The 26,930-nt window shown below is 57.0% G+C and carries 21 protein-coding genes; 14 read left to right on the forward strand and 7 right to left on the reverse strand.

The window, feature by feature from the left end; all coding sequences use genetic code 11:
* Positions 1–77: 77 nt before the first annotated feature.
* From RRF56_RS16395 to RRF56_RS16415, 5 genes are all read left to right on the forward strand, one after another.
* Positions 78–1,469 carry an LCP family protein gene (locus RRF56_RS16395; protein WP_317034251.1) on the forward strand — a complete coding sequence of 464 codons (1,392 nt, stop codon included), beginning with the start codon at positions 78–80 and terminating at the stop codon, positions 1,467–1,469.
* An 86-nt stretch (positions 1,470–1,555) separates the two neighbouring features.
* Positions 1,556–3,319, forward strand: a complete 1,764-nt coding sequence (locus RRF56_RS16400; protein WP_317034252.1) for an N-acetylmuramoyl-L-alanine amidase — start codon at positions 1,556–1,558, stop codon at positions 3,317–3,319.
* A 276-nt stretch (positions 3,320–3,595) separates the two neighbouring features.
* On the forward strand, positions 3,596–5,038 hold the full coding sequence (gene gltX, locus RRF56_RS16405) for a glutamate--tRNA ligase (RefSeq protein WP_317034253.1): 1,443 nt from the start codon (positions 3,596–3,598) through the stop codon (positions 5,036–5,038).
* A 323-nt stretch (positions 5,039–5,361) separates the two neighbouring features.
* Positions 5,362–7,248, forward strand: coding sequence for an ATP-dependent zinc metalloprotease FtsH2 (gene ftsH2 / locus RRF56_RS16410; protein ID WP_317034254.1), 1,887 nt, complete (start codon positions 5,362–5,364; stop codon positions 7,246–7,248).
* 65 nt (positions 7,249–7,313) lie between these two features.
* Positions 7,314–8,399, forward strand: a complete 1,086-nt coding sequence (locus RRF56_RS16415; protein WP_317034255.1) for a glycosyl transferase — start codon at positions 7,314–7,316, stop codon at positions 8,397–8,399.
* A 94-nt stretch (positions 8,400–8,493) separates the two neighbouring features.
* On the opposite strand, the gene RRF56_RS16420 is transcribed toward RRF56_RS16415, so the two are convergent.
* Complete coding sequence (locus tag RRF56_RS16420; RefSeq protein ID WP_317034256.1) at positions 8,494–9,357, reverse strand: SDH family Clp fold serine proteinase; 864 nt, start codon at positions 9,355–9,357, stop codon at positions 8,494–8,496.
* A gap of 343 nt (positions 9,358–9,700) precedes the next feature.
* On the opposite strand from RRF56_RS16420, the gene RRF56_RS16425 reads away from it, so the two are divergent.
* Complete coding sequence (locus tag RRF56_RS16425; RefSeq protein ID WP_317034257.1) at positions 9,701–10,924, forward strand: DPP IV N-terminal domain-containing protein; 1,224 nt, start codon at positions 9,701–9,703, stop codon at positions 10,922–10,924.
* On the opposite strand, the gene dusA is transcribed toward RRF56_RS16425, so the two are convergent.
* Complete coding sequence (dusA, locus tag RRF56_RS16430) at positions 10,886–11,953, reverse strand: tRNA dihydrouridine(20/20a) synthase DusA (protein ID WP_410510623.1); 1,068 nt, start codon at positions 11,951–11,953, stop codon at positions 10,886–10,888. The genes RRF56_RS16425 and dusA overlap by 39 nt on opposite strands.
* A gap of 242 nt (positions 11,954–12,195) precedes the next feature.
* On the opposite strand from dusA, the gene RRF56_RS16435 reads away from it, so the two are divergent.
* A complete protein-coding gene (locus tag RRF56_RS16435) occupies positions 12,196–12,564 on the forward strand; it encodes a DUF2237 domain-containing protein (RefSeq protein WP_317034259.1) in 369 nt (122 codons plus the stop codon).
* 26 nt (positions 12,565–12,590) lie between these two features.
* On the opposite strand, the gene RRF56_RS16440 is transcribed toward RRF56_RS16435, so the two are convergent.
* Together RRF56_RS16440 and nadC are read right to left on the reverse strand one after the other, a co-directional pair.
* Positions 12,591–12,917, reverse strand: a complete 327-nt coding sequence (locus RRF56_RS16440; protein WP_317034260.1) for a heavy metal-binding domain-containing protein — start codon at positions 12,915–12,917, stop codon at positions 12,591–12,593.
* Positions 12,918–12,934: 17 nt separating this feature from the next.
* Positions 12,935–13,801, reverse strand: coding sequence for a carboxylating nicotinate-nucleotide diphosphorylase (gene nadC, locus RRF56_RS16445; RefSeq protein ID WP_317034261.1), 867 nt, complete (start codon positions 13,799–13,801; stop codon positions 12,935–12,937).
* A 496-nt stretch (positions 13,802–14,297) separates the two neighbouring features.
* Between nadC and RRF56_RS16450 the strand changes: the two genes are divergently transcribed.
* The 4 genes from RRF56_RS16450 to RRF56_RS16465 all read left to right on the forward strand — a co-directional run bounded on the left by RRF56_RS16450 (position 14,298) and on the right by RRF56_RS16465 (position 19,882).
* Entirely contained in the window at positions 14,298–14,579 is a 282-nt protein-coding gene (locus tag RRF56_RS16450; RefSeq protein ID WP_317034262.1) for a 4a-hydroxytetrahydrobiopterin dehydratase, read from the forward strand.
* A gap of 246 nt (positions 14,580–14,825) precedes the next feature.
* Positions 14,826–16,313 carry an iron uptake porin gene (locus RRF56_RS16455; protein WP_317034263.1) on the forward strand — a complete coding sequence of 496 codons (1,488 nt, stop codon included), beginning with the start codon at positions 14,826–14,828 and terminating at the stop codon, positions 16,311–16,313.
* A gap of 243 nt (positions 16,314–16,556) precedes the next feature.
* Positions 16,557–18,026 carry an iron uptake porin gene (locus tag RRF56_RS16460; RefSeq protein ID WP_317034264.1) on the forward strand — a complete coding sequence of 490 codons (1,470 nt, stop codon included), beginning with the start codon at positions 16,557–16,559 and terminating at the stop codon, positions 18,024–18,026.
* A 410-nt stretch (positions 18,027–18,436) separates the two neighbouring features.
* Positions 18,437–19,882, forward strand: a complete 1,446-nt coding sequence (locus RRF56_RS16465; RefSeq protein WP_317034265.1) for an iron uptake porin — start codon at positions 18,437–18,439, stop codon at positions 19,880–19,882.
* 99 nt (positions 19,883–19,981) lie between these two features.
* On the opposite strand, the gene RRF56_RS16470 is transcribed toward RRF56_RS16465, so the two are convergent.
* Positions 19,982–20,392: a gamma-glutamylcyclotransferase family protein gene (locus tag RRF56_RS16470; RefSeq protein WP_317034266.1), complete on the reverse strand. Its 411-nt coding sequence runs from the start codon at positions 20,390–20,392 to the stop codon at positions 19,982–19,984.
* Positions 20,393–20,598: 206 nt separating this feature from the next.
* Between RRF56_RS16470 and RRF56_RS16475 the strand changes: the two genes are divergently transcribed.
* From RRF56_RS16475 to RRF56_RS16485, 3 genes are all read left to right on the forward strand, one after another.
* Positions 20,599–21,579, forward strand: a complete 981-nt coding sequence (locus tag RRF56_RS16475; RefSeq protein ID WP_317034267.1) for a UDP-glucuronic acid decarboxylase family protein — start codon at positions 20,599–20,601, stop codon at positions 21,577–21,579.
* Positions 21,580–21,671: 92 nt separating this feature from the next.
* Complete coding sequence (locus RRF56_RS16480) at positions 21,672–23,060, forward strand: UDP-glucose/GDP-mannose dehydrogenase family protein (RefSeq protein WP_317034268.1); 1,389 nt, start codon at positions 21,672–21,674, stop codon at positions 23,058–23,060.
* Positions 23,061–23,165: 105 nt separating this feature from the next.
* Complete coding sequence (locus RRF56_RS16485; RefSeq protein WP_317034269.1) at positions 23,166–23,999, forward strand: SWIM zinc finger family protein; 834 nt, start codon at positions 23,166–23,168, stop codon at positions 23,997–23,999.
* Here the strand turns inward: RRF56_RS16485 and RRF56_RS16490 are convergent.
* Complete coding sequence (locus RRF56_RS16490) at positions 23,996–24,778, reverse strand: HpsJ family protein (RefSeq protein ID WP_317034270.1); 783 nt, start codon at positions 24,776–24,778, stop codon at positions 23,996–23,998. The two genes, RRF56_RS16485 and RRF56_RS16490, sit on opposite strands and share 4 nt — an antisense overlap.
* 313 nt (positions 24,779–25,091) lie before the next feature.
* A complete protein-coding gene (locus RRF56_RS16495; RefSeq protein WP_317034271.1) occupies positions 25,092–26,873 on the reverse strand; it encodes a peptide ABC transporter substrate-binding protein in 1,782 nt (593 codons plus the stop codon).
* Positions 26,874–26,930: the final 57 nt, after the last annotated feature.

The raw sequence follows: 26,930 nt of genomic DNA on the forward strand, positions 1-26,930 counted from the left end.
AGGCCATTCTCCGCCGCTCCGTTTGCTTGTGTTGATAGCTAGGTTTTTCGCTGGTGTCCCATCGTAATCATCCCCAGATGCAACCCCGAACCTCCGAGGGAACGCCGCGCGATCGCCGCCAAGGGCTCTCTAAACTGTCTAGGAAGCAGCGGCGATGGACTCGGCTGCTGGGGTTAGGCGTTTCTCTAGCGGTGGTGGCTGGCATCTCTGGGGTGGCTGGCGGCCTGTTGGCGGTATCGCTGTCGACAGCGCCGCTTCAGCAGCAGCTCAGTGCCGACGAAGCAGAGGTATTTAGCCATGAAACGCCAATGCTGTCTTCAGGCAGTCTGCGCCTGCCGCGCCTGACCCGCCCAGTCAACATTTTGGTGTTGGGCATTAAGGTGCTGACCTCCGATGTCAGAGAGGTGCCGCCTGAGCTCAAAGGGCTGGGCTATCACGCCCTAGTCGATTCCTTTGAAGGCCGGTCAGACTCGATGCTGCTGCTGCGCTTTAACCCGCAAACCGAGCAGTTGGTGGTGCTGTCGCTGCCCCGCGATACCCGCACCTATGTGCGCGGTAGTCTGACCAAACTCAATGAGGCCAACATCTATGGTGGTCCGGCCCTGGCGGCAGAGTCGGTCAGTGACATGCTCGGCGGCGTGGCGATCGATCGCTACGTGCGGATCAACGTGCAGGGGGTCGAAAAGCTGATCGATGCCCTGGGCGGGGTGACGGTGAATGTGCCCCAAGACATGCGGTATCAAGACGATAGCCAGCACCTCTACATCAACCTCAAAGCGGGCGAACAAGTCCTGGATGGCAATAAGGCACTCCAGTTTTTGCGGTTTCGCTACGATGCCCATGGTGACATTGGTCGCGTGCAGCGCCAGCAGACGTTTATGCGCGCGTTTACCGAACAGACGCTCAATCCGGCCACGATCGCCCGGCTGCCCAAGATTCTGTCGGTGATTCAGTCCAATGTCGATACCAACCTCACCGTCGAAGAACTGCTGGCGCTGGTGGGTTACGGCGCTCAAATCAATCGCTCTAACGTGAAAATGCTGATGCTGCCCGGCACCTTCAGCAACCCCCGAGATTTTTCGCTGAGCTATTGGCTGCCCAACCACAGTGAGATCGATGGCCTGGTCGATCAATATTTTGGCTATGGCACCCAGCGGGTGGCCACCCGTAGCCCCAGCCGCGTGCGCATCGCCATTCAAGACAGCACGGGTGACCCGGTGGCAGTCGAAACCCTGACCCAGGCCCTGCGCGACCACGGCTACGCTGATCTCCGCATCGATCGCCCACTCAATCAACCCCTACCCATGAGTCGGGTGGTGGCCCAGCGGGGGGATGGAGCCACCGCCGAACTGGTGCACCGGCTTTTGGGCATTGGCGAAGTGCGGGTCGAAAGTACGGGCGTGCTCAACTCTGACATCACTATTCAGCTCGGCGAAGATTGGGTCCAGGGGTTGGGCGAGTCGCTCTAGGCCAATGCTCTAGGCCAGGTTGAGGGTTGGAGAACGCTACCCAGGGGCGTAGACTGGCGGAGTAGCGATCGCACTAGGTACAAGCTATGGCGCAGTGGGTATGGGGCGCAGCGGCGCTGGCGAGTCTGGGTACGGTGAGCATGGCTGCGATCGCCCGTGCCGAGGCTCCGCTCCAGGTGGTCTACCCCCCCAATGGCCACGAGACCACGGCGGCGCAAATCTTCTTGATTGGCACGGGAGCCGCCGATCAACCGGTGCTGCTCAACGGCGAACCAATTGAGGGCCGCAGCGCAGCGGGCCACTTTGCCCCGTCGCGATCGCTAGATCTAGGCCCCAACACCTTTACCCTCAGCCAGGGCGACCAAACCCTCTCCATCGCCGTTACCCGGTTGGCCCCAGGCCCGCAGTTGCCCGATACCCTGGGCTTTGCTGGCGGCTCTCTGGTGCCCTCGGTAGATGTGGCCCACGCCCCTGGCGACTGGGTGTGCCTGGGGGCGATCGCTCCCGCCAACGCCACGGTGACGGCCTCGCTAGCGGGGCAGACCTACGCCCTGGTACCCCAGAGCAGTCAGGCTCTGCCGCCCAACTCAGGGGTGTTGATCGATCAGACCAGCCCCACCGCAGTTGGCCCCACCCCCTACCAACGCTGTTTTGTCGCAGCAGAGCCAGGCACTTTGGGCCAGCCCGTCTATAGCCTCAGCCAGAATGGAGCCACCGTTACCGAAACAGCGACCGGCACCTTGAGCGTCATGGATGTCAACGCCGTGACGGTGGTGGAAGTAACGGTGCCCGCCGGGGTAGCCCGCACCGGCCCCAGCACCGACTACTCGCGCCTCACCCCCCTGCCCCAGGGCACCCGCGCCCGCGTCACCGCCCGCGAAGGCGACTGGCTGCGCCTCGACTACGGCGGCTGGATCCGCGTCAGTGAGACAGAGGCGGTGGCCGGGGCTTCGGGGGTGCGATCGCAGATTCGCGGCATTACCTCTCGCCAGGTGCCCGGCTGGACGGAGATTCTTTTCCCCCTTCAGGTGCCCGTACCCGTCAGTATTCAGCAAGACACCGATGTCTTTACTCTCACCCTGCACAACACCGTGCCCCAGACCGACACCATCTTCGTCACCGACGATGGCCTGATCGATCGCTTCGACTGGTCGCCCCTGCTGCCCGACCAGGTGCAGTACCGCATTAATCTCAAACCCGCCCAACAGTGGGGCTACAAGCTGCGCTACGAAGGCACGACCCTGGTACTCTCCCTCAAACAGCCGCCCACAGTGCAGCGCGATCGCCCCCTGGCAGGCACCACCATTCTTGTCGACCCCGGCCACGGCGGCGACGAACTGGGTGCCCGTGGCCCCGACGGCACCCCCGAGAAGACCCCCAACCTCGATGTTTCGTTGCTGCTGCAAGCGGCCCTAGAAGCGCGGGGTGCCCGCGTGATCATGACCCGCACCGACGACAGCTTCCTTGGCGTCAACGATCGCGCCATCCAGATTGCCCAAGACCAGCCCACCCTTGCCCTCAGCATTCACTACAACGCCCTGCCCGACGCTGGCGACGCCCAAAATACCGCTGGCATTGGGGCTTTTTGGTTCCATACCCAGGCCCACAGCCTGGCCCAGTTTCTCCACGACTATCTGGTGGCCGAGCTAGACCGCCCCTCCTACGGCGTGTTTTGGAACAACCTTGCCCTCACTCGCCCCCATGTCGCCCCCTCGGTGCTGCTAGAGCTGGGCTTTATGATCAACCCCGACGAGTTTGAGTGGATTGTCGACCCGCAACAGCAGGCGAGGCTGGCCGAAACCCTGGCTGAGGGGGTAGAGCTTTGGGTGCGGCAGGCGGTGGGGGAGTAGATGGGGACATGGGTGGATTGGTACTACGGGGCACCCCCAGATCCCAGGGTTTTTGAAAAACCCTGGGATCTTCATCTCACTCTCTTGGCCGCAATGCACCGCTCACACGACATCCTGTTTGGTTAACCCCCGAGTCCTTAGGGCGCAGGGCATGCGCCCTAAGGACTGGTCTGTTAGACGACGCCCCTGGGGTGGCTAAAGACCGATCTTGAGGGCCAACCCCCCACCCCCTAAAATAGAAGACTGTCCCATTTGTCGAGAGTGCAGGAATTTCCCATGACCGTTCGTGTTCGCCTTGCTCCTAGCCCCACCGGGACGCTGCACATTGGTACCGCCCGCACCGCCGTCTTCAACTGGCTATACGCCCGCCACGAGGGTGGCCAGTTCATTCTCCGCATCGAAGACACCGACGAAGAGCGCTCCAAACCAGAATTCACCGAAAACATTCTCACCGGCCTCAAGTGGCTGGGCATGGAGTGGGACGAAGGCCCCTTCTTTCAGTCGCAGCGGCTCGATCTCTACCGCCAGGCCATTCAAACCCTGCTCGACAAGGGCTTAGCCTACCGTGCCTACGATACGCCTGAAGAACTCGACGCCATGCGCGAGACCCAAAAAGCCAAGAACCAGGCCCCCCGCTACGACAACCGCCACCGCGATCTCACCCCCGACCAGCAGGCCGTCTATGAAGCCGAGGGCCGCACCGCCGTCATTCGCTTCAAGATCGATGACAGCCGCACCATCACCTGGCACGACCTGGTGCGTGGCCCGGTCACCTGGCAGGCCAGTGACCTGGGCGGCGACATGGTAGTGGCCCGCGCCTCCTCTGCCAGCACCATTGGCCAGCCCCTCTACAACCTGGCCGTAGTGGTCGATGACATCGAGATGGCCATTACCCACGTCATTCGCGGCGAAGACCACATTGCCAATACCGCCAAGCAAATTTTGCTCTACGAAGCCCTGGGTGCTGCCGTGCCCGAATTTGCCCATACGCCGCTAATTCTCAACCAGACGGGGCAGAAGCTCTCCAAGCGCGACGGCGTGACCTCCATTTCTGACTTTCAAAAAATGGGTTTTGTGGCTCCGGCCCTGGTCAACTACATGACCCTGCTGGGCTGGTCGGCTCCCGATGCCGCCGAGCAGTTTACCCTCGCCGAAGCCGCCCAGCAGTTCAGCTTCGATCGCGTCAACAAAGCCGGGGCCAAGTTCGATTGGGACAAGCTCGACTGGCTCAACAGCCAATACCTCCACGCGATGGAGCCCGCCGCCCTGTTAGACCTGACCCTGCCCTACCTCCAAGCCGCCGACTATGCCATTGACCCTGATGCCGATCGCCGCTGGCTGCTGCCGCTGGTGGGCATGCTTGCCCCTAGCCTGACCCGGCTTACCGACGTAGTTGAGCAAAGCCGCTTTTTCTTTACCGAAACCGTCGACTTTGCCGACGATGCCAAAGCTCAGGTGCAACTCGACGGCGTCGCTGCGGTACTGGAGGGCATTCTCGCCGGGCTGAATGACCCAGCCCCTGCCACCCTGGACGATTTGAAAGCTTTGGTCAATGACGTGACCAAAGCCCAGGGGGTTAAAAAAGGACTGGTGATGAAATCGATGCGGGCTGCGTTGATGGGTGCTCTGCAAGGACCAGACCTAATGGAATCTTGGCTAATTTTGCGCCAGCGCGAGTTTGACGTGTCTCGCCTGAAGGCGGCTCTAGCGTTGGTATAAGGCAAGAGGTGGTAGCGGCTCCCTGCTCTTCTACCACCTCTGCTTCGGCATCTCGCTCCCCGGCCTTCCCGCTAAAGAAGCGATAGACTGTCGTTAATCCCTCGAATTAACAACATTTCCTGGGCCAGTTTGATCCAGTTGCGTTGCTTACGTTACATTAAGTAAAGATTTATCTCATATTTCTTTTTCGCGTTGGGATATTGTCCTGCCAGGTCTGGCCAACTTAGGTTGTTAGCCACGCCAAATGCAGGGTCAAGTTTAGTCAACCCCGTTAACTAAACCCGCATTAACACTGTGCACGTTAGTCAGAAGAGGCCATTGGTATGAAATTTTCCTGGCGAGTAGCCTTACTGTGGACCCTGCCGCTGCTGGTAGTGGGGTTCTTTTTGTGGCAAGGAGCGTTTTCGTCGGCCCCTGCCGATATGGGGCGTAATGCGGCCAATACCCGCCTTACCTATGGTCGCTTTCTCGACTATCTCGATGCCGGTCGGGTGACCGCCGTAGACCTCTATGACGGCGGCAGAACAGCCATTGTTGAAGCCGTTGATCCTGACCTAGACAGCCGGGTGATGCGCTGGCGGGTAGACCTGCCGGGCAACTCCCCCGACCTGGTCAGCCGCCTACGTACGGCCAACATCAGCCTCGATTCTCATCCGCCCCGCAACGACGGCGCTCTGGTGGGTGCCCTGGGCAATCTGCTGTTCCCGCTGCTGTTGATTGGTGGTTTGTTCTTTTTGTTCCGCCGCTCCAATGGGTCGATGGGTGGGCCTGGTCAGGCGATGAACTTTGGTAAGTCAAAGGCCCGCTTCATGATGGAAGCCAAGACTGGCATCATGTTTGACGATGTGGCCGGTATTGACGAAGCCAAAGAAGAGCTAGAAGAAGTTGTTACCTTTTTGAAAAAGCCGGAGCGGTTCACCTCCATTGGTGCCCGCATTCCTAAAGGGGTGCTGCTGGTTGGCCCTCCTGGAACCGGTAAAACGCTCTTGGCCAAGGCGATCGCAGGCGAAGCCGGGGTTCCTTTCTTCAGCATCTCGGGTTCTGAATTTGTCGAAATGTTTGTGGGCGTGGGTGCCTCCCGCGTGCGCGACCTGTTTAAGAAAGCCAAAGAAAACGCTCCCTGCATCATCTTTATTGACGAGATTGACGCTGTGGGTCGTCAACGGGGCGCAGGCATTGGCGGCGGCAACGACGAGCGGGAGCAGACCCTCAACCAGTTGCTCACCGAGATGGATGGCTTTGAGGGCAACAGCGGCATTATCATCATCGCCGCGACTAACCGAGTCGACGTGCTTGACTCGGCCCTGCTGCGACCCGGTCGCTTTGACCGGCAGGTGATGGTTGATCCGCCCGATGTGAAGGGCCGGGTCGAAATTCTCGAAGTTCACGCTCGCAACAAAAAGTTGGCCGATGACATCTCTCTAGAGGCGATCGCCCGTCGGACGCCTGGTTTTACCGGGGCTGACCTGGCTAACCTGCTCAACGAGGCCGCCATTCTCACCGCCCGTCGCCGCAAAGATGCGATCACCATGGGTGAGGTAGATGACGCCGTAGATCGGGTGATTGCGGGTATGGAAGGCACTCCCTTAGTCGATAGCAAGAGCAAGCGACTGATTGCCTACCACGAGATTGGCCACGCCATTATTGGCACCCTGGTCAAAGATCACGATCCAGTGCAAAAAGTCACCCTAATTCCTCGGGGTCAGGCCCAGGGCTTGACCTGGTTTACCCCCAGCGAAGAGCAGATGCTGATTTCTCGGGCGCAGCTGCTGGCCCGCATTACTGGCGCTCTCGGCGGTCGCGCCGCTGAGGATGTGATCTTTGGCGACGCTGAAGTGACTACTGGGGCCGGCAATGACCTGCAACAGGTCAGCGGCATGGCTCGCCAAATGGTGACGCGCTTCGGCATGTCTGATCTGGGTCCCCTTTCCCTAGAAAGCTCCCAGGGAGAAGTGTTTCTTGGCCGCGACTGGCTGTCTCGCTCGGAGTACTCCGAAGAGGTGTCGTCTCGCATTGACGGCCAGGTTAGGTTGATTGTCGATAGCTGCTACGCCAACGCCAAGCGGATTATGGAAGATAACCGCGCCTTGATCGACCGCCTGGTAGATCTGCTGGTTGAGCGCGAAACGATCGATGGGGACGAGTTCCGCCAGATTGTCTCTGAATACACCGCCGTGCCCGACAAGCAGCAGTTTGTGCCTCAGCTTTAGAGGTATCTGCTTATGATTAAGGCTCGCCCCACGGGGTGAGCCTTTTTTTGTTGAGAGTGTTTGCTATGCCCGGCCCTACCCTGTATCTGGCCATCACTAACCACGGGTTTGGCCACGCCACCCGCGCTGCCGCCATTGCCGCCACAATCAAGGCTATGCAGCCGGAGGTAGAACTGGTGATTGCCACCACAGCCCCCCAGTGGTTGCTGAATGAATATCTGCCAACGGAGTACGAGTATCGCCCGGTGGCGTTTGATATTGGGGTGGTTCAGCCCGATAGCCTGGCGATGGATCTGCCCGCTACGCTGGCTAAGCTCCAAGCGATTCAGGCTCATCAGCAGGACACGATTGCCGCAGAGGCCAAGTATCTCAAGCAGCGGGGGGTAAACCTGGTGCTGGCAGATATTCCGCCGCTGGCACCGGCGATCGCCCATGCCGCCGACATTCCCTGCTGGATGGTCAGCAATTTTGGTTGGGATTTTATCTACCGCGCCTTAGGCCCAGAGTTTGCCCCCGCCGCCACCTGGATTAGTGACTGTTTTAGCCAGTGCGATCGCCTGTTTCGCCTGCCCTTCCATGAGCCCATGTCTGCCTTTCCAGTAGTAGAAGATGTTGGGCTGACCGGGGGCAACCCTCGCTACGGGGTCGATGACCTCAGGCAGCAGTGGAATTTGACCATACCCCGCGATCGCACCGTGCTGCTTACCTTTGGTGGCCTCAGCCTACAGGCGATTCCCTATGGCCGGTTGGCTCAGTTTCCCGACTGGCAATTTTTGACCTTCGAGCAAGATGCCCCTGATTTACCCAACCTCTTTAAGGTGCCGAGGCAGGGTTTTCGCCCGGTAGATGTGATGCCCCTCTGTAGCCGAATTGTCTCAAAACCAGGGTTTAGCACCTTTTCTGAAGCCTGCCGATTGGCGGTACCGATTATCACCATCACCCGCGACGACTTTGCCGAAGGCCCGGTCTTGGTCAACGGCATGCAAGATCATAGCTGGCACCGGGTGCTCACCCCAGACGATCTCTTTCACGGCGATTGGCAGTTTCTGCATCAGCCCCTCGACCCACCTCGCATGGCGCAGGCGATCGCCAAAAACGGCAACGAACAGATTGCCCAGGCTGTCATCACCTACCTGGCTACTGCTGTCTAATGCAGTTTTCAGTTCGGGATAACGCCGTCCCCTCCTTGGGAGGTGTGCCCAGAGGGCGGGGTGGGTCAACCCTACGGCAAACAATACCTTTGGGCTATTCCGATCGCCCCTGTCCCGCAGGCAATACCGGCGGATTTTGGTACGGCATCGGAATGTACTGCACTGTGGGTCGCCCCATCATTGGCTGCGGGTAGAGATCCATCAAACTATAAATTTCTAGCGGTAGGCCTCCCCTGACCGGCAGCCCGATCTCCGTCGCTTCTTCCACCGAGATGGGGTAGTCGTGGGTGACCTGGCCGGTGGTGAGGCGATCGATAATTTTGTCGATATTGGCCGGATCTACCTTTTGCTGCGGGATCGCATCTTCCAGCAGGGCGCGCACAAACCGCTGCACCTGGTGAATCGCCTTGCGGGCCACATCGGCGGTGATTAGGGTTTGGTCGTCAATTTTTTCGGGGGGCTTGGCCTCTAGCACCTTGAGAATGCTGGCCGCCGCTACGTTGCCAAGCTGTGGATCCACCGGCCCCAGCACCGCATTCTCATCCATCACAATTTCGTCGGCGGCCATGGCCAGCATCGTGCCGCCGCTCATGGCGTAGTGGGGAATAAACACCGTTACCTTAGCGCTGTGGCGAATCAGCGCTCGGGCAATTTGCTCGGTGGCCAGCACCAGACCGCCTGGGGTGTGCAGCACCAGGTCAATGGGCACGTTGGCTGGCGTCAGGCGAATGGCCCGTAAAATTTGCTCAGAGTCTTCAATATTGATGAACCGGGAGATGGGAATGCCCAGCAGGCTGATCGACTCCTGGCGGTGAATCAGCAAAATCACCCGACTGCCCCGCTGTTGCTCCAGGTTACGAATGGCATTCAACCGACGCGACTCAACGATCCGGCGTTGAATGGCAGGTTGAATAGAAGAAAAAATCAAAAAGACAAAAAACAGGCTGATGAAGTTCATGGGCCGTAGAAAGATACAACATCGGAGCCAGCGCTGGAATCAACCCGCTCATTCTCAGTCATAGTAACTGAGGCAGGGTCTTAGTGTTTTCTACCTTGGTACTGGTAGCCAGTAGCCACTTTGGTTAGAACATGAAGGATCTGGGCCAGGGTTTGAGCACTGGAATGCTGGGGTCTTGGTGAGCGGGGTCTTGGCCATCTCGGCTGATCTGGCGACGGCTCTAGCCTCTCAGCCGTGGGCCAGCGGTAGCGGGCTGCCAAAGCAATCTCTGGCCTGCGAGTTAAACTCAGGCCCCCTGGCCTGTAGCTATGATGACGAGTGGAATGCGCGAGGATGTGGAACTGTGATTCAACCTTCTGTGGCAGTGCTAACTACCGGGCTGATGGCCTTTAGCTTAACGGCAGGGCACGCGGCTGACCTTACCTTTGCTACCCCCGACGGTCTGTTTCGCCTAGCGCCGAGCAGCAGCGATCGCACCTCTCTACTGCCTGCCAGCGATCGCCCCGTCAACGCCCTGGCCTGGTCGGGCGATGGGCAGCGGTTAGGCGTGGTGCAAAACTACGGTGAGGTCTATCGCCTTGACTCAGCATCAGCAACGCCAGAACTGGTCTTTTCGAGCGACTGCCAGCGTCCACCCACCCTCGAACTCACCTGGCAGCGCGACGATGAAACCCTGGTGATTGAGCACTACTGCCCTGCGGCTATCGCCGGGGCACCGGGTGAATTAGAACTGTTGCTCAGCCGTGCCACTGGCGTGTTGATTCCCCTCCCGGCTTTATCGACTGCTCTATCGACGGCCTCAGAGTCCGCCCCCTTTCTGTCTCCCGACGGCAGCCAGGTGGCCTACGTGACTAATCAGCACATTTTTGTAGCTGGGCTAGACGGCAGCCGGGCGCGGCGCATTACCCAGACCCCTGGTGTCTACGGGGCGGCAGGTAGCCCCCTGGCTTGGTCGCCCGACGGCACTCGCTTAGCCTTTTACGAAGGCAATTATCCGTTTCAGCGCCTCAATGTGGTGGGGGTCGATGGGGGCGATCGCCGGGTGCTTACCCCAGCCGCCGACTTTCAGATCTACCGTAGCCGCTTGTTTTGGTCACCCGACGGACGCTACATCGCCTTTTATCGTCCCCACAACCCACCCTTTAGCAATCAGGAAATCATTGCCTTAGTCAACGTCAACACCGGAGCGATCCAAGACCTGACTCGCCCTGGCTTCTATGACGCCTTGAGCTGGGCACCCAACAGTCAACAGCTTGTGCTGGCCTCTGGGGTACAAGCCGGGCTGCAAACCCTATTTCGCCTCGACCTGGTCAATCAGGAGTTCACCCCCCTGACTGACCAACCCCTGCAAAACCTGCTCGAAAGCCAGTGGTCTCCCGAGGGTGATTGGATTGCCTTTACCGCCACCCCCCCGGACGATGCCCTGGGAACTCAGGTATTACACCGGGTCAGGCCCAACGGTACCGAATTCGCCCCCCTCACCACCACCGACGAATATGTTTATCCTTTCGTTTGGAGCCCGACGGCCTTAGCTACTGGAACCCAGGGGGTAAGCGAGGCTCCCTAGCTGGGTTTGAATCTTGCCTTGGTCTTGGACGGCGGCTAGGGCTTTGTGTACCACCTCAACGCCGGCCCCAGCTTTACACGACTCTGCGGTTAAAATCTGTTTCCAGCGGCGGCTGCCGGGTTGCCCCGCAAACAGCATCAGCATATGGCGGGTAATTTTGTTGAGCTTAAGCCCCTGACGCACCCAGTGGTCAATGTAGGGCAGCATGGCCTCAACCACCTGCTGCCGCGTGGGGGGAAGTATGTCTGAGGCAAAAAATCGACCATCTACCTCGGCAAATTGGTAGGGATGGTCGTAGGCGGCTCGGCCAATCATCACGCCGTCTACCCAGGCTACCTGGGCTGACACCGCCTCGAGGTCGGTAAAGCCACCATTGATTTCAATCCACAGGTGGGGAAACTCTTGCTTGAGCCGGTGCACCTCGCTGTAGCGCAGGGGCGGCACGGTGCGATTGTCTTTGGGGCTAAGGCCCTGAAGCCAGGCCTTGCGGGCATGAACGGTGAAGTGACGGCAGCCGGTGTCTGCCACGGTGCTGACAAAATTGGCCATATCCTCATAGCGATCGCAATCGTCGATGCCAATGCGATGCTTGATGCTGACGGGCAATGGGCTAGCGGCCATCATAGCAGCAACGCCTTCGGCCACCTGCTCGGGCTGGGCCATCAGACAGGCCCCAAAGTTGCCGCTCTGAACGCGATCGCTGGGGCAGCCCACATTCAGGTTAATGGCGTCGTAGCCAAAATCGGCGGCGACTCGGGCGCAGGTGGCCAGCATCGCCGGGTCATCGCCCCCCACTTGCAGCACCAGGGGAGTCTCGCTGGGGGTAAAGCCCAGCAGATGATCGCGATCGCCGTGGAGAATCGCCTGAGCCGTTACCATCTCGGTGTACAGCAGGGTGTGGCGAGTGATCTGCCGCATGAAGTAACGATAGTGGCGATCGGTGCGATCCATCATCGGCGCGATGCTGATCGGCACTTCAATAGCGGTGGTTTGGGTGCGATCGCCCACAGAGTTAGGGTGTACGGTCATAGAACCGTGGCGTTGGGTCATCGTTGCCTTCGTAGTCTAGCACTGGGCTCGCCGCCGCCAAGCCTTTAGCCTGGGGCTGGCATCTGGGGTGCAGAATGACTCTCTGGCGTCGAGATCTGGTTAACCGACAGCCCCAGTTTGTTTGTAGGCTAGCTAAAGCGGATCTCGGCCTAGTGGCCAATGCCCCGCTCGCGGTGTTCCGCTCATGACCCGCCCACCTATCCATCTCAAGGATTTTCCCTATGGTCCATGCCACCAACGTATTAGGTACCGAACTGGTTCCCTGCTGCACCGACCCCATGACCGGCTTTTACCGCGATGGCTGCTGCAACACAGGCGCAGGCGATATGGGGGTGCATGTCGTGTGCGCCCAGATGACCACCGAGTTTTTGGCCTATACCAAAGCCCAGGGGAACGACCTATCTACCCCAGTCCCCGCCTTTCAGTTTCCAGGACTCAAGCCCGGCGATCGCTGGTGTCTGTGCGCGGCCCGTTGGCAAGAAGCCCTAGACGATGGCGTTGCGCCGCCGGTAGTGCTCAACGCCACCCATGCTGCCGCCGTGGAGCACGTTTCTCTGGCCGACCTCAAGCATCATGCCCTCGACAGCTAACTGAGGCTAACTGAGGCAAAAAGCACTTAGCCTAACCGTACCGCCGTACCGCTAACCGCCACCATCAGCATGTTGCCGCCATTGTTAATTTCTAGAGACTCGTAGTCAATATCGACGGCAATAATGGCATCGGCCCCCAGGTCCTTGGCTGCCTGGGTCATTTCTTTTAAGGCCGTATTGCGCGCCTGACGCAGCGAATGCTCGTAGGCCCCCGATCGCCCGCCCACCACATCGCGAATGCCCGCGAAAAAGTCTTTAAAGATGTTGGCCCCTAAAATTGCCTCTCCATTGACGATGCCGCAGTACTGAATCACCTGCCGACCATCGACGTTTGGGCCTGTGGTTAAAATCATGGGTAACCCCGCTAGCACTACACAATCTGCATACTAATATCTAGCCACGGTGCCCGCGTGACCGGGGCACTGCTAGAGATAAAATCTACCCCCGTGGCGGCAATTGGCCCCAGGGTTTCTAGGGTGACGTTGCCCGAGGCCTCGATTTTGATCTCGGGCCGTTGCTCACGAATGCGAACTACGGCGGCTGCCATCACATCGGGGGCCATGTTGTCGAGCATGATGATATCGACGGGGCAGCTCAGCGCTTCCTCGACCTGCTCTAGCGAACTGGTCTCAACCTCCACCGTCATCGGGTAAGGAATTGCTGGGCGAATGTGGGCCACTGCTTGGCGCAGGCCCCCCGCAGCGGCAATGTGGTTGTCTTTAATCATCACGGCATCGTCAAGACCCAGGCGGTGATTGATTGCTCCGCCCACCCGGCTGGCATATTTTTCGAACTGGCGCAGCCCTGGAGTGGTTTTGCGGGTATCGACAAACTGGGTAGGGCCAGGGGCCAACTGCTCCACGTACTGGCGGGTAGCAGTGGCAATGCCGCTGAGGCGCATGACTAGATTCAGGGCTACCCGTTCGCCGGTCAGCAGGGCGGCTAGGTTGCCCCTCATTTTGGCGATCGCCGTATCTTTGGCGCAGCAGTCACCGTCGCTGACCAGGGGCTGAAAATCGAGATCGGGATCTAGCTGTTGAAAGAGTCGGCTGGCAAAGGGCAACCCCGCCACCACGCCGGAGGCCCGACTGATCCAAATGGCCTCCCCTGGCTGCTGTACTAACGCTCCTAGTCCAGCGGTGGTCCAGTCGCCACGGCCTACGTCTTCACGCAGCCAGGCCTGTAGGCACTCATCGAGATTGCTCTCGGGGATCGAGACAAAGGTGTTTAAGGGCATAGGTTAGGAATCTGGAGATGGCAGTTTAGCCTGGCGATCGCAGGCCAACTCTTTCAAAGGTCACAATTTCTGCCACAGCCAGAATTATTGTGTTAATTTACGAGTAATGCCGCTGTTACGGCAGCTCACTCTACAGATTTTATCGTTTAGAACCCAGGAGGTGATGCTCATGCAAGAGAGTAGTAAACGCATGGGTCTTCAGGTTGAGATCAGCCGGCTGTGTGCCGGGGCTGTACTCTAGCTTCAGTGTTAGTTGCTTTGGCAATTAACTAAGCTCTCGAAGCTGGCTGAATAGGGTTCCTCCCGGCAGTCAGGTTCAACCTAAGATCCGACTAGACCGCCCCTGCTTAGGAAGACTTTCTTCCCCTGGCAGGGGCGGATAGTTTTTTAAAGGGACTGTTAGTGCCTTAACCCAGCTCTCTAGGGAGGCGATCGCAGCCCTGGGCCGTTTGCGCTTCACCCTTAAGATGAGAGGGCAGCCTATAACTTTAGAACTATGGCCACCTTGTTCAGCGATCGCGATATTCAATCCAAACTCAGCCAACTCCCCGACTGGAGCCTGAACGGCAAGACGATTACCTGTACCCGCACCTTCAAGGATTTCGTGACCGCCATTGACTTTGTTAACCAGCTGGTAGAGCCTGCCGAAGCTGCTGGGCACCATCCCGACTTAGAGATTTCCTACAACCGCGTCGTCATTACCCTCTCCACCCACGATGCGGGTGGGCTCACCGAGAAAGACTTTGCCCTTGCCCACACCATTGCTGCTCTGGGCTAGCGTCATCGGCGAATCTCTACCCTAGGGGAGGTGTTGCGCTCCACGCCTTGCACCCAGAAGATCACAGCTATTTAACCTACGGTTAATAGCGTTAATCAAAGTTTCGCCTAAAGACTATCCCTGCTTAAATCGGCTCTCATTTTAGAGCTGCTGATCTCCCCTAATCTTCTAATTGAGCAGCGTTTCGGCACTTTTGTTACCAAAGGTGTGCGCGCTCATTTAACTGGTGTAAGGAGAGATTTACGGATGTCTAAGGTTTTTTGGCAATCTTTACTGGCTGTGCCTGCCGCCCTAGGTGCAGTTGTTGCTGTGTCAGGTGCTGCGATCGCGGCTGAATCCGCTGCTACTACCCAGGTCAGTAGCTTCGATCAAGATTCTGTTCAACTGGCTCAAATCACCAGTGTGTCAGAGCTGACCGACGTGCTGCCCTCCGACTGGGCCTTCCAAGCCCTGCAAAGCCTGGTTGAAAACTACGGATGCATTCAGGGCTACCCCGATCGCACGTTCCGTGGCCAGCGATCCATGACTCGCTTCGAGTTTGCCGCCGGTCTCAATGCCTGCTTAGACGTGATCGCCACCCTGATTGCCCAGTCGGGCATCAACCCCGATGACCTGGCTACCATCCGTCGTCTGCAAGAAGAATTTCAGGCAGAGCTTGCCACCCTGCGCGGTCGCGTCGATGCCCTCGAAGCTGAAACCGCTACCCTACGGGCTCAGCAGTTCTCGACCACTACCAGGCTGCGGGGGCAAGTTGACCTCCACCTGGTGACCCCGTTTGACATCCTTGAGGGACGGGGCGCTGCCAGCGAAACCAGCACCAGTGTCGCCTCCCGCGCCCGATTAAACTTTGACTCCAGCTTTACCGGCAGAGACCGTCTGCGCATTCGCCTTCAATCTCGCGATGGCAATGCCGTGGTGCCCTTCGGCGGTTTGGCCAACGCCGGTAGCAGCGACAACTTCAACGTTTCCATTGATGATTTTTACTACAGATTCCCCCTCGGTAATCGCATTACCGTAACGGCGGCCCCCCGTGGGCTATCGGGGGGTGACTGGGTAACCAGCAGCATCGTGCCCTTTGATGGCCCCTCGGTTGCCGATGCCGGTGGACCTCAATTTTATGATGCAGGCGGCAGCAGCTCTAATGGAGCTGGGTTGGGGGTGAACATTGCCTTTACTGACAACCTTGTGCTCGACCTGGGCTATACCGCCGGTAACCCTGGTGCTACCCAGCCCAACGTGGGTCTGTTTGCGGCAGCTAACCAGAGCTACATTGCTCAGCTCAACTTCCTCACCGATGGCTTCTTCAATGCGGCTGTCGCTTACCTACACAATGATCGCTCGCAGACCTTTGCCCTCAACAATACTGGCGTTGCAGCAGCGCCAGGGGGGACTGACACCTTTGCGGGTCTGCTGAACCTCGACTTCGGCGGCTTTTTCATCGCGGGTCATGGGGCTTTTACTAGCTTCAACGGCGGCGATGACTTTAGCTGGACCGCAGGGTTTGGGTTCAACGACTTTTTGTTGGAAGGGTCTCAATTGGGTATTTATGGCGGTCAACTGCCTCAGCTAGTCGGGCGCAGCGAAAACCCGTTTCTGATTGAGGGATACTACGAAATTCCCTTCAATCGGTTCCTAACCATTACCCCGGCGCTAATTTATGGCGAGGCTAATCAGGTTGCCTTTACCGACAACACTGGCTTTTGGGGCGCACTGCGCGCCACCTTCCGGTTCTAAGGTTTAGATCATGCGCTTGAGGGGCTGCATGGAGGGTTAGCCCAACCTGTAGCTCCTTAACCCCAATAATTTTGCCCTCCGGCAAAGCCCGAAGTTTTCAATAAGCGCATCTAGTTCGCAACAATGTCGGCACGGTATTTACATCCCAAAGGCTAACTATGGTATCCTTGGGCTTGTCTTTATTGACATGAATTGTTAATAAAGGCTTGAACTTTTCTGAACGGTGTGAGGAAGCGATACTTAATGGCTAAGCTATTTTGGCAATCTTTGCTGGCTGTGCCTGCTGCTCTAGGTGCGGCTGTTGCAGTTTCTGGCTCTGGCTCTGCGATCGCGGCAGGCGCTGCTACCCCGCAGGTCAGCTTCGATCAAGATTCTGTTCAACTGGCTCAGATCACCAGCGTTTCGGAGCTGACCGACGTGCTGCCCTCTGATTGGGCTTTCCAAGCGCTACAAAGCCTGGTTGAGAACTACGGTTGTATTCAAGGCTACCCCGACCGCACCTTCCGCGGTCAGCGCAGCATGACCCGCTTTGAGTTCGCTGCTGGTCTCAACGCCTGCTTAGATGTCATCGCTACTCTGATTGCTCAGTCGGGCATCAACCCCGAAGATCTAGCCACCATCCGTCGCCTACAAGAAGAGTTCCAGTCTGAACTTGCCACCCTGCGCGGTCGCGTCGATGCTCTAGAAGCTGAAACCGCTACCCTGCGGGCTCAACAGTTCTCCACCACCACCAAGCTGCGCGGTCAGGTCGATATGCACCTGGTTACCCCCTTTGACACTATCCCTGGAGAAACCAGCACTAGTGTTGCAGCTCGGGCGCGTTTAAATTTTGACTCCAGCTTCATTGGTGATGATCGCCTGCGCATTCGGCTGCAGGGTGGCGAAGGAAACGCTTTTGAGGCTATATACGGCTTAGCCAATGCTGGCGGCAGTAACTACAACGTCACTGTTGATGATTTTTACTACAGCTTCCCTGTGGGCAACCGCATTACGGTGACGGCTGCCGCCCGTGGCCTTTCCGGTGACGATTGGGTCACTAGCACCATCGTTCCCTTTGATGGTCCGGCAGTGGCTGATGCTGGAGCCCCCCGCTTTTACGGTACTGGCGGCAGCAGCTCCAACGGTGCTGGGGTGGGTGTCAACATTGCCCTCACTGACAATATTGTGCTGGATGCTGGTTACACGGCGGGTGCCCCTGGTGCTTTTGATCCCTCTGTAGGCATCTTTGCCGCAACTGGCCAGAGCTACATTGCGCAGCTCAACTTCCTCACCGATGGCTTTTTTAACGCTGCGGTGAGTTATCTGCACAACGACCTGTCTTCTGAGTTCGCCGTAGATGGGCTTGGTACTGCTGCACCTGCTGGTGCAACCGATACCTTCGCCGGTTTGTTAAGTCTTGATTTTGGCGGCTTCTTTATCACCGGTCATGGAGCTTATCAAACCTTCAATGGTGGCAACGACTTTAGCTGGACAGCGGGTGTTGGCTTCAACAACTTCCTAGCTGAGGGGGCTCAACTCGGCGTTTACGGTGGTCAACTGCCTCAGCTCGCTGGTTATACGGACAACCCCTTCATTGTTGAAGGTTACTACGAGATTCCCTTCAATCAGTTCCTGACGATTACTCCCGCACTGATCTACGGTGACGCCAGTCTGGCTGGTACGATCGACAACACCGGGTTATGGGGCGTTCTACGCGCCACGTTCCGCTTCTAGAATCCAATTCCCTGCGCAGAGGGGGGCTTGAGGCTGCTTCAGCCCTAGCTCCCCGGCACTAAAGCTTGCTACGGTTACCTCATTTATTAGTAAAGGACTGCATTGCCAACGGTAAAATCCATCGTTACTACAACCTGCCTTATTACAGGTGTTGGGCCAGCATAACCCTTGGGAACTTTGAGTCAGCAGTGACCGTCTCTAGGCGAGTGAGTTACCTTTGGCTGCTTTAGCCAAAACTTATTGGCCGATACTGAGCATATCTGCTAATATCGGTTTTGGATGTACGTGAGGCTCAGCTATTTTGACCTACTTGTGGGTTGAAGTTGTGCTTTATTCATAGGAATGGCTTAGGCCAAACCGCTGGCAGGTACACAATAAACCTTGTATAAGGTGTGAGGAGAAAATACCGAATGGCTAAGTTATTTTGGCAATCTTTGCTGGCTGTGCCCGCTGCACTAGGTGCGGCTGTTGCAGTTTCTGGCTCTGCGATCGCGGCTGAAGCAGCTACCACCCAGGTCAGCAACTTCGATCAAGATTCTATTCAACTGGCTCAGATCACCAGCGTTTCGGAACTGACCGACGTGCTGCCTTCTGATTGGGCTTTCCAAGCGCTACAAAGCCTGGTTGAGAACTACGGTTGTATTCAAGGCTACCCCGACCGCACCTTCCGCGGTCAGCGCAGCATGACCCGCTTTGAGTTCGCTGCTGGCCTCAACGCTTGCTTAGATGTCATCGCTACTCTGATTGCTCAGTCCGGCATCAACCCCGAAGATCTGGCTACCATCCGTCGCCTGCAAGAAGAGTTCCAGGCTGAACTGGCTACCCTGCGCGGTCGCGTTGATGCTCTAGAAGCTGAAACCGCTACCCTGCGGGCTCAGCAGTTCTCCACCACCACCAAGCTGGCTGGTCAGGTGGACATGCATATTGTCACCCCGTTTGACACTCTGGCAACCGACACCAGCACCAGCGTTGCTGCTCGTGCCCGTTTGAACTTTGACTCCAGCTTTACAGGCCGTGACCGCCTGCGGGTTCGCCTCCAATCTGGTCAAGGCGATGCGGCTACCGGGTTTGGTTTGGCCAATGCTGGTGGTCTTGACTACAACGTTACCGTTGACGACTTCTACTACAGCTTCCCCCTCGGCAACCGCATCACTGTGACTGCTGCTGCCCGTGGTTTGTCTGGCGATGACTGGGTCACCAGCACCATCGTGCCCTTTGACGGCCCCGGTGTGTTTGACCCCAGCGGTCCTCAGTTCTACGACTTCGGTGGTAGCACCTCCAATGGCGCTGGTCTGGGCATTAACTTTGCTCTCACCGACAATATCATCCTAGATCTGGGCTACACCGCCGGTAACGGTACTTCTCTTGCTCCTCAAGCCACTGGCCCTGCTGTTGGTATCTTTGCTGCTAACAACCAGAGCTACATTGCTCAGCTCAACTTCCTGAGCGATGGGTTCTTCAACGCAGCCGCTACCTACTTGCACAGCGATGGTGCGGCAGCTGGTGTACCTGGTGCTACCGACACCTTTGCTGGTCTACTCAACCTTGACTTCGGTGGCTTCTTCATCGCTGGTCACGGTGCGTTTACCTCCTTTGTAGGCGGTGATACGTTTAGCTGGAATGCTGGCCTTGGCTTCAACAACTTCCTGGCTGAAGGTACTCAGCTTGGTGTTTATGCTGGCGAGTCCCCTAGCGCCACCGCTGCCAAGCCCTTCTTTGTCGAAGGCTACTACGAGATCCCCTTCAACCAGTTCCTGACCATTACACCGTCAGTGCTTTACGGTAACACCAACGCTCCTGGCGTTGCTGACACCAGCGGTCTTTGGGGCGCTCTGCGTGCCACCTTCCGCTTCTAGATTGCTTCGGCTCTCTAGGTTGTTGAGCTAGTTTTAGCTAACAAAAATGCCCCGACAATATGTCGGGGCATTTTTGTTGTGTTGCAGAAGGGAGTCTGGCTAAAACGTTTTGGTTTCGCTCCAGTAGCCCTGCGGTAACCATTGCCCCCCGAGGTCTGCTATGCGATCGCGCTCCATGGTATAGATCCAGGCTGCTCCTAGCGGTTGCTGCTGGCTGTCGTAGATAGGGTGCTGGTGGCGGTTGTATTCGCTGTCCTGGGGGCGATCGGGGTAATACTCTTCAAAGGCATCAATGGGGCCTAGACAATCTATGTTGGGAAACGTCAGCAGTGCCCCCTGCACCCAGCCCGATTCTAGGGTCATTGCCGGATAGCCCAGGGGTAGATGGTACAGACGGCCTTGAGTTTGGGCCACTTGGGTGGCAATTACAAAGGGTTCACACAACTGGGCAAAGGCCCGTTCTCCGGGTTTAAGGGTGCCGTAAACAAAAAGGCGACAGCGATCGTCCATAGAAGAAGCTAACCTCAACCCAACGCTCTAGAGCAAAAAACACAATTGTAAAAAAGGTTTCGTGCTATTACTCTTCATACAGAGTTAGCCATTTGGTCAGAATTAAACTCTAAGAGGCAGTGTTGGGACAACACTACCTGGAGGGAAGAGTAAGCTTGTGGTTGAGCTACTTACTCGTAGTGTACTAATTCATTGGTTATTGGCCTATGAGAATTCTTGTAACTGGTGGAGCTGGCTTCATTGGCTCTCACCTTATCGATCGCCTCATGACCCAGGGGCATGAAGTGATCTGTTTAGACAACTTCTATACGGGCCATCGGCGCAATCTGCTGCACTGGCTTGATCATCCTTATTTTGAACTGATCCGTCACGATGTGACCGAGCCTATTCGGCTTGAGGTTGACCAAATTTATCACCTGGCTTGCCCTGCTTCACCGATACATTATCAGTACAACCCAGTTAAGACCATCAAGACTAACGTCATCGGCACCTTGAACATGCTGGGCTTGGCCAAACGGGTTAAAGCACGGTTCTTGTTGTCGTCTACCTCTGAGGTCTACGGCGACCCCGAAGTGCATCCCCAATCCGAAGAATACCGGGGCAACGTCAACCCCATTGGCATTCGTAGCTGCTACGACGAAGGTAAACGCGTGGCCGAAACCTTGGCCTTTGACTACCACCGTCAAAACAATGTTGATATTCGCGTGGCCCGTATTTTCAATACCTACGGTCCCCGAATGCTTGAGAATGACGGTCGTGTGGTGAGCAACTTTGTGGTGCAGACGCTGCAGGGTACTCCCCTAACGGTCTATGGCACGGGTTCCCAGACCCGTAGCTTTTGCTATGTGTCTGACTTAGTAGAGGGCCTGATGCGGCTCATGAATGGCGACTACATCGGCCCGGTGAACCTGGGTAACCCCGATGAGTACACCATTTTGCAGCTGGCCCAAACGGTGCAGGCAATGGTTAACCCCGATGCCGATTTGATCTATAAGCCGCTGCCCCAAGATGATCCCCAGCGTCGTAAGCCCGATATCACCAAGGCTAAGACTTTTCTCGATTGGAGCCCCACCGTTCCTCTCCAAGAGGGACTCAAGCTCACCATTGACGATTTTCGCGATCGCTTAACCCAGTCCGATGCTTCCGCTGATGCACCATCAGCTCTGCATTCCGTAGCGGCTCCCTAGCTGCGGATCAATCGACAATAGCCACAGTTCAGCTATAGCTGGCTGCGGCTACGTTGCTCTAACGATGTCAACTAAATTAAGAGGTATTTTCTATGCGTGTATGTGTGATTGGTACGGGCTATGTGGGCTTAGTGACCGGTGTTTGTCTGGCCCATGTAGGCCACGACGTGGTTTGCATCGATGTGAACGAAGAAAAAGTGAAGCTCATGCAGTCTGGGCAGTCGCCTATTTTTGAGCCAGGGCTGTCTGAGCTGATGAAGTCTTCAATGGAGGCGGGGCATCTCCAGTTCTCCACCGATCTGCAGGCTGGGGTTGAGCATGGCGATATTTTGTTCGTTGCGGTAGGCACTCCGGCGCTGCCCACTGGTGAGAGCGATACTCGCTATGTTGAAGCGGTGGCTAAGGGAATTGGTAGCCACCTCAACGGTGGCTATAAGGTAATTGTGAACAAGTCTACGGTACCGATTGGTTCCGGAGACTGGGTACGCATGATTGTGATGGATGGTGTGGCAGAACGGCAGAAAGTGCCCGTACCGGCGGGCGGCATTCCTGAAACGACCCATCCGGAAATGGTCGCTGATTTTGACGTGGTCAGCAACCCCGAATTTTTGCGGGAAGGGTCAGCGGTGTACGACACTTTTAACCCCGATCGCATTGTGCTAGGCAGCAATAGCCCCCGAGCGATCGCCATGATGAAGGAACTCTATACCCCAATCGTAGAGCGTCGTTTTGCCGAAGACTCGACAGCAGCGCCGGTTCCAGTCCTGGTTACCGACCTGAGCTCAGCCGAAATGGTGAAGTATGCGTCGAATGCATTTTTGGCCACCAAAATTAGCTTTATTAACGAAGTAGCTAATATTTGCGATCGCGTGGGTGCCGATGTCACCCAGGTAGCCCAGGGTATCGGCCTAGACTCTCGCATTGGCAAGAAATTTTTGCAGGCGGGCATTGGCTGGGGCGGGTCGTGCTTCCCTAAAGATGTAGCAGCACTCATTCATACCGCTGATGACTATGGGTACGAGGCACAATTGCTCAAATCAGCGGTGGAGGTGAACAACCGCCAACGCCAGATTACCCTTGAGAAACTTCAGCAAGTGCTCAAAATTCTCAAAGGTAAAACCGTGGGTCTGCTGGGGTTAACCTTTAAGCCCGACACCGATGACATGCGGGATGCGCCCGCCCTGATTTTGATTGAGCAGCTCAATCGACTGGGCGCTAAGGTCAAAGCCTACGATCCGATTGTGTCGCAGAGCGGTCTGCGACACGGACTCAGTGGCGTGATTGTTGAAACCGATGCTGCCCACCTGGCCGATGGCTGCGATGCCCTAGTGTTGGTGACCGACTGGCAGCAGTTCCAAGATCTCGACTACACCGCGATGGCCCAGCGGATGAACAGCCCGATTATGATTGATGGCCGCAATTTCCTCGACCGCGAAGCCATGGTGCGGGCCGGGTTCCAATACCTGGGAATTGGCCGCTAGGCTATAGCCTGATGGGCTAGTCTACAGGGGTTGTACAGCCCTGAGAAACCCTAGGGTTTCTCAGGGCTGTAGTATGAAGAGAGTGCCACACAGGTTGATCGCGCCATGACCTCTTACCAGTCCTCCTCTAGCTCTGCCTATGCGTTAGAAGACGAAGCATGGTGGGTTCAGCGTTGGGTCGATCTGCTTAACTCTTATCGGTTTAAAAAGCGGCTAGAGCGTGGGCGTAAGTATGCCCGCGAAGGCCACATTCTTAGCCTGGAATATAAGGGCTCTAAAGTGACAGCCCTGGTGCAGGGTACCGCTGAGGAACCCTACAAACTGTCTATTTGGCTCGATGCCTTTAGCGACGAAGACTGGAATTATGTGATCGACTCGCTGTCAGAGCAAGCGATCTATTCAGCCCAGCTGCTCGCTGGAGAAATGCCTGCCGAAATTGAAGCGGTGTTTACGGCCAATGGTTTAAGTCTTTACCCCTTCAACTTGTCAGAGGTGCATTCTAAGTGCAGCTGCCCTGACCCCAAAAATCCGTGCAAGCACATTGCCGCTGTTTACTATCAGCTAGGCGACTTTTTTCGAGAAGATCCCTTTGTGCTGTTCCAGCTGCGAGGGCGCAGCCGCGATAGCATTCTCGACGCTCTGCGTCAGCGGCGACAGAGCGCTACTCCGGTGGCCGCTGAGTTGTCGGCGGTTAATGTGGAGGCTGATGCGATCGCAGAACCCATAACATCGACTAACAGCCTAGAGCTAGAGCGGTTCTGGGCGTATAGTCAGCCCTTAGACCCAGAACTGGTGGTTATTACCCCGGCTGAGACGACTGTGCTAGACGTGCTCGGCAAGATACCTTTACCACCCGAAGATGCACCCATAGTCATGGGCCACCTCAAGGAAATTTACCAAGCGGTGGCCCAACAAGCCATGATGCAGGCCCTGGGCTAGGCTGCTCGAGTGAGTGATAGCAGCTGCCTAAGCCCTAGCCAGCCAATGATTGAGTAACCAGCGGCTAGCAAAAAACTAATGATCGAGACTCGAATACCTGAGCGCAAAGCCTCGGTTCTGACCTGGCGCTCGGCCTGGGCGCGGCGGGTACCAATTTCGGTTTCGATCTGCTGTTGGGCTTGGTCGGCCTGTTGCTGTAAGAATTGAGTCAGCCCTTCGGGATTGTTGCGGTACTGTTCAATATCTGGAGGTAACTGTCCGCTTTGAATGGCTTGGGCCAGCAGTTCATCGTTTTGTAGCAGGGCTCCGAGCTGGGTTTGTTGCTGGCTCAGTTCGGTAGAAAGGCGCTGCTGTAGCTGGGTGGCGGCTTCGCCCGCCTCGGTGTTAACTTGCTGTAGGGCAGTCTGGCTAGAGAGCCTGACGGCACTGAGGTGTAGCAGAATGAGCAGCAGGTACAGTAAACCTAGAAGACTGGCAAGGGAGCATACCCAAAAACGCAGGTCCGTGGTTAAGTTCTTGCGCTGTGCAACTCGCCCGACTGAGCTTTCGAGCCAAAACCCAGACAGCAATAGGGCCATACCAATCATGGGTACAATGCCGCGATCGACGAGTTGGGTTGTGGTCGCCAACTGCCATTGGGTGTTGGCCAGGTTTGGCGGAATCAGCAGAACTAAAAAGTCTAATAGGGCTGACAAAATGGCGATCGCGCCAGCCACCTTGAGGGCGATCGCGGCTAAGGGAGACGCCACCGGACTGGTAACAGTGGGTTCAGAGGTCATAGGGTTGGTCAGTTGTTACAGATAACCATTCTGCCTTGACCTTGTCAGAAAACGACAAAATCGCCACAAAATCTTGAGCTTCTGCCTTTGGTATAGCTATAGCCAGTCTGGCTACGACAATGTCTCTGAAAACGTTTGAGCGCTCGAACGTTTTTAAGGTTTCTGGATGTCCTAACCCAAGGGACTGCGGCTATATGTGCTTGCTAAGGTGGGTTCCCCAGAGATGAATCGGCTGGTCTTGGATCAGAGGAAGGCGCGTTATTTGGCCTCCGCCATCGCCTGACGGAGGCGATGGCAGAGATAGCGAAGCTTGCTACTGCTCAGCTTCGGAGTCTAGAGGGGCTGGTCGCCAGTCTTTGATCGCCCAGGTGCTGGCATCCCAGGGGGTAAATGCGACGCCGGTGAGGCGATCGCTGACCGCATTGGTCATGGCCCGATGCACCACTGGAATCACCGCTACATCTTCAGCCAGTAGCTCGTTCATTTGCTGAAATAGTTCGGTGCGGCGATCGGGGTCGAGTTCTTGCTTAGCTTCTGCCCAGAGGCGATCGTATTCGGGGTTGCAGTACCGGGCATTGTTGGGTTCTTGCCACTGGTTGGCCTGGGAGGCAATTTTGGCACAGGTCCACCAGCCCATATAGGTGCTGGGGTCGGGGTTTTCGTTGCCGATAGAGTACACCTGCATGTCGGCGAAGAAGTGGTTGAGGCTGCCGGTGTCTTGGGGGTCTCCCGAGAAAAACTCATCCATGCGCACTCGCGCAATTTGCACATCTACCCCGAGTTCTTTGAGGCTGTCGCTGACAATGGCCTGGGTTTTTTGGCGCACTGGGTTGACCGCCGCCTGAAACAAGACCTCTAGGGCAACGCCATCCTTTTCGCGCCGACCGTCGCCGTTGCTGTCGACCCAGCCGGCTTCATCTAGCAGGGCTTTGGCGCGTTCTAAATCGTAGGTGTAGTCGATCTCTGTCGATTGGTAGTTGGTCGGGGCTACCAACAGTTGGGCGGTGGGTTTGCCAGCAGTGCCGTAGAGGGTTTGGGCAATGGTGTCGCGATCGATCGCCAGGTTGATGGCCTGACGCACCCGCAGGTCGCTGAAGTAGGGGTGCGGAATCTCAGGGCTGGAGCGCTCTCCAGCTTCGGTGCGGGCAAAGGGGTTAGCAAAATTGAGCATGATGCGCTCTACCTGGGAGCCAAACAAGGTATCGATATGGCCGCCAGCATCGGTTTCTAGGGCGCTGAGAGCCTCGGCTTCAACCTGGAGGTTGTGGGCAAAGTCTGCGGTGCCAGCCTGCAAAACTTCTCGAGCCGCCGCATAGGGAGCCATGCCGCCCAACAGTTCGATGCGTTCAAAGGCCGGTCGTCCGCCCCAGTAGCTAGGGTTGGGCTCAAAGATCACGGTGCCAGACTCGAACCCTACCGCCTGGTAAGGGCCAGTGCCTACGGGCTGGAGGTTGGCGGGGGCTTCACGGGCAGTTTGGTCGTTGAAGTCGGCAAACTGGTGACGGGGCAAAATCAGCCCGGTTTGGCCGGTAAAAGGCACCGACCAGGCCGGGGTGGGATTGGCAAAGGTGATTTTGACGGTGTAGTCGTCGATCGCCTCAACGCGGTCTACTCCTTCGTAAAACTGGGCAGTGGCAGCCCCAACTAAGGGGTTGCGAATAAATTCAAAGGTGAAGACGACATCGTCGGCGGTAAACGGTTCGCCGTCGGCCCAGGTGACGTCAGGGCGCAGGGTCCAGGTGACAGAGGTGCCGTCTTCGGCGACGCCACCATTCTCTAGAGAGGGGATTTCGTCAGCGAGAAAGGGTACCAGCTCTCCAGCCTGGTTGTAGCTGGCTAGAGGCTCGTAGACGATCCGAGCCGCTTCAAAATCTTGGTAGCCAGTGGCCAGGTGGGGATTGAGGGTGAGGGCCGATCGGCTATAGAGCAGTCGCAGGGTCTGGGGATCGCGATCGCTCTGCCGCGGGCTAGCTACCTCGGTTTCGGCCGGCGGGGCAGTGGTTAGGTTGGTAGATTGGCTACAGGCAGCAGTAGCGGCTAGGGCGACGCCAGCAGCGGCTACCAAAAGTACGGTGCGAACCCCTGATCTAATCATTGTTTAACGCTACTAACCCCAAAACGACAGCACAACTGGGGCTCGCTTGCCCCCGAT

It is taken from the genome of Nodosilinea sp. E11 (assembly GCF_032813545.1).
Taxonomy (GTDB): domain Bacteria; phylum Cyanobacteriota; class Cyanobacteriia; order Phormidesmidales; family Phormidesmidaceae; genus Nodosilinea.

Bases quoted from the DNA above. Each gene is read 5' to 3' on its own strand.
- RRF56_RS16395 (WP_317034251.1), top strand. From the start codon at position 78: ATGCAACCCCGAACCTCCGAGGGAACGCCGCGCGATCGCCGCCAAGGG.
- RRF56_RS16400 (WP_317034252.1), top strand. From the start codon at position 1,556: ATGGCGCAGTGGGTATGGGGCGCAGCGGCGCTGGCGAGTCTGGGTACG.
- gltX (WP_317034253.1), top strand. From the start codon at position 3,596: ATGACCGTTCGTGTTCGCCTTGCTCCTAGCCCCACCGGGACGCTGCAC.
- ftsH2 (WP_317034254.1), top strand. From the start codon at position 5,362: ATGAAATTTTCCTGGCGAGTAGCCTTACTGTGGACCCTGCCGCTGCTG.
- RRF56_RS16415 (WP_317034255.1), top strand. From the start codon at position 7,314: ATGCCCGGCCCTACCCTGTATCTGGCCATCACTAACCACGGGTTTGGC.
- RRF56_RS16420 (WP_317034256.1), bottom strand. From the start codon at position 9,357: ATGAACTTCATCAGCCTGTTTTTTGTCTTTTTGATTTTTTCTTCTATT.
- dusA (WP_410510623.1), bottom strand. From the start codon at position 11,953: ATGACCGTACACCCTAACTCTGTGGGCGATCGCACCCAAACCACCGCT.
- RRF56_RS16435 (WP_317034259.1), top strand. From the start codon at position 12,196: ATGGTCCATGCCACCAACGTATTAGGTACCGAACTGGTTCCCTGCTGC.
- RRF56_RS16440 (WP_317034260.1), bottom strand. From the start codon at position 12,917: ATGATTTTAACCACAGGCCCAAACGTCGATGGTCGGCAGGTGATTCAG.
- nadC (WP_317034261.1), bottom strand. From the start codon at position 13,801: ATGCCCTTAAACACCTTTGTCTCGATCCCCGAGAGCAATCTCGATGAG.
- RRF56_RS16450 (WP_317034262.1), top strand. From the start codon at position 14,298: ATGGCCACCTTGTTCAGCGATCGCGATATTCAATCCAAACTCAGCCAA.
- RRF56_RS16455 (WP_317034263.1), top strand. From the start codon at position 14,826: ATGTCTAAGGTTTTTTGGCAATCTTTACTGGCTGTGCCTGCCGCCCTA.
- RRF56_RS16460 (WP_317034264.1), top strand. From the start codon at position 16,557: ATGGCTAAGCTATTTTGGCAATCTTTGCTGGCTGTGCCTGCTGCTCTA.
- RRF56_RS16465 (WP_317034265.1), top strand. From the start codon at position 18,437: ATGGCTAAGTTATTTTGGCAATCTTTGCTGGCTGTGCCCGCTGCACTA.
- RRF56_RS16470 (WP_317034266.1), bottom strand. From the start codon at position 20,392: ATGGACGATCGCTGTCGCCTTTTTGTTTACGGCACCCTTAAACCCGGA.
- RRF56_RS16475 (WP_317034267.1), top strand. From the start codon at position 20,599: ATGAGAATTCTTGTAACTGGTGGAGCTGGCTTCATTGGCTCTCACCTT.
- RRF56_RS16480 (WP_317034268.1), top strand. From the start codon at position 21,672: ATGCGTGTATGTGTGATTGGTACGGGCTATGTGGGCTTAGTGACCGGT.
- RRF56_RS16485 (WP_317034269.1), top strand. From the start codon at position 23,166: ATGACCTCTTACCAGTCCTCCTCTAGCTCTGCCTATGCGTTAGAAGAC.
- RRF56_RS16490 (WP_317034270.1), bottom strand. From the start codon at position 24,778: ATGACCTCTGAACCCACTGTTACCAGTCCGGTGGCGTCTCCCTTAGCC.
- RRF56_RS16495 (WP_317034271.1), bottom strand. From the start codon at position 26,873: ATGATTAGATCAGGGGTTCGCACCGTACTTTTGGTAGCCGCTGCTGGC.